The sequence below is a fragment of the Bradyrhizobium sp. genome, assembly GCF_019242285.1.
Lineage (GTDB): Bacteria > Pseudomonadota > Alphaproteobacteria > Rhizobiales > Xanthobacteraceae > Bradyrhizobium.
This window is the reverse complement of sequence record NZ_JAFAVV010000627.1, coordinates 1-2,276: the sequence shown is the minus strand read 5'-3', so window position 1 is coordinate 2,276 and position 2,276 is coordinate 1. Positions and strand designations below refer to the sequence as shown.

The 2,276-nt window shown below is 66.3% G+C and carries 2 protein-coding genes; both read right to left on the bottom strand.

Annotated elements, in window-relative coordinates; genetic code table 11:
- The coding region (locus JOY90_RS25690) for a molybdopterin-dependent oxidoreductase (RefSeq protein WP_291693913.1) at positions 1 to 1,410 on the bottom strand (1,410 nt) is incomplete at its 3' end.
- 11 nt (positions 1,411 to 1,421) lie between these two features.
- The coding region (locus JOY90_RS25685) for an NADH-ubiquinone oxidoreductase-F iron-sulfur binding region domain-containing protein (RefSeq protein WP_291693912.1) at positions 1,422 to 2,276 on the bottom strand (855 nt) is incomplete at its 5' end.

Here is a 2,276-nt window from a genome sequence, read left to right as displayed (position 1 = left end):
GACGTTGGTGCCGGGCAACAGCGGCAGATGCAGCGCCTCCATGTGCGGTGATTCCACCATCTCGGTGCTGCGCGGATCGACCACGATCAGCTTGGCGCCCTGGCGCAGCCGCTTCTTCATCCGCGAGGCGAACACCGGATGCGCGGCCGCCGGGTTGGCGCCGATCACCATGATGACGTCGGAAGCTTCGACCGAGTCGAAATCCTGCGTGCCGGCCGAGGTGCCGAAGGTGGTGGCGAGGCCATAGCCGGTCGGCGAGTGGCAGACGCGGGCGCAGGTGTCGACATTGTTGTTGCCGAAGCCCGCACGGATCAGCTTCTGCACCAGGTAGGTCTCTTCATTGGTGCAGCGTGACGACGTGATGCCGCCGATGGCGTCGCGGCCGTATTTCTGCTGGAGGCCCTTGAGCTTGGTTGCGGCGAAATTGAAGGCGTCGTCCCAGGAGACCTCCTGCCAGGGATCCTCGATGCGGTCGCGGATCATGGGCTTCAGGATGCGTTCCTTATGGGTGGTGTAGCCCCAGGCGAAGCGGCCCTTGACGCAGGAATGGCCGCGGTTGGCCTTGCCGTCCTTGTAGGGCATCATGCGCACGACTTCCTCGCCGCGCATCTCCGCCTTGAAGGTGCAGCCGACGCCGCAATAGGCGCAGGTCGTCACCACCGAATGCTCGGGCTGGCCGATCTCGATCACCGACTTTTCCGTCAGCGTCGCGGTCGGGCAGGCCTGCACACAGGCACCGCAGGAGACGCATTCGGAGCCCAGGAAGCTTTCGCTCATGCCGGGCGAGACGCGGCTGTCGAAGCCGCGGCCGGAGATCGTCAGGGCGAAGGTGCCTTGCACCTCCTCGCAGGCGCGCACGCAGCGCGAGCAGACGATGCATTTCGAGGGATCATAGGTGAAGTAGGGGTTGGACTCGTCCTTCGGCATCCAGGCCGCGTTGATCTCGCCGCCGGCCTTCTCGAACACGTGGTTCTCGCCCTGGTAGCCGTAGCGCACGTCGCGCAGGCCGACCGCGCCCGCCATGTCCTGCAATTCGCAGTCGCCATTGGCGGCGCAGGTCAGGCAGTCCAGCGGATGGTCGGAGATGTAGAGCTCCATCACGCCCTTGCGCAGCTTCTTCAGCCGCTCGGTCTGGGTATGGACCACGAGGCCGTTCATCGCCGGCGTGGTGCAGGACGACGGCGTGCCGGCGCGGCCCTCGATCTCGACCAGGCAAAGCCGGCAGGAGCCGAAGGCGTCGACCATGTCGGTGGCGCACAGCTTCGGGATCTGCGTGCCGGCTTCCATCGCCGCCCGCATGATCGAGGTGCCCTCGGGCACCGTGATCTTGTTGCCGTCGATGGTGAGCGTCACCATCGTCTCGGACTTGGAGCGCGGAGTGCCGAAATCGGTTTCCTCGATAAGCGACATGATGAAGCTCCTTATTCAGCGGCCTGCAGGCGCGTGGGCGCCGGGCCGAAATCTTCCTTGAAATGTTTCAGCGCGCTCATGACCGGGTAGGGCGTGAATCCGCCGAGCGCGCAGAGCGAGCCGAACTTCATGGTGTGGCAGAGGTCCTCGACCACGGCGAGATTCTCCGCGACCCGCTCGCCACGGCGGATCTTGTCGATGGTCTCGACGCCGCGGGTCGAGCCGATGCGGCAGGGCGTGCATTTGCCGCAGGATTCGATGGCGCAGAACTCCATCGCAAAGCGCGCCTGTTTCGCCATGTCGACGGTGTCGTCGAACACGACGATGCCGCCATGGCCGATCAGCCCGTCGCGCGCGGCGAACGCCTCGTAGTCGAACGGCGTGTCGAACAGCGCGCGCGGGAAATATGCGCCGAGCGGGCCGCCGACCTGCACCGCGCGCACCGCCCGGCCCGTGAAGGTGCCGCCGCCGATGTCGTCGACCAGTTCGCCGAGCGTGACGCCGAAAGCGGTCTCGAACAGCCCGCCATATCTGACGTTGCCGGCGAGCTGGACCGGCATGGTGCCGCGCGAGCGTCCCGTACCGAAATCGGCATAGGCCTTGGCGCCGTTGTCGAGGATGAAGGGGATCGCCGCGAACGACAGCACGTTGTTGATCACGGTCGGCTTGCCGAACAGGCCCTTGTGCGCCGGCAGCGGCGGCTTGGCGCGGACGATGCCGCGGCGGCCTTCGAGGCTTTCGAGCAGCGAGGTCTCCTCGCCGCAGACATAGGCGCCGGCGCCGACCCGCACTTCGAGATCGAAGCTGTGGGAGCTGTCGCCGATGCGGCTGCCGAGGAAGCCTGCACTCCTTGCCGACGCGATCGC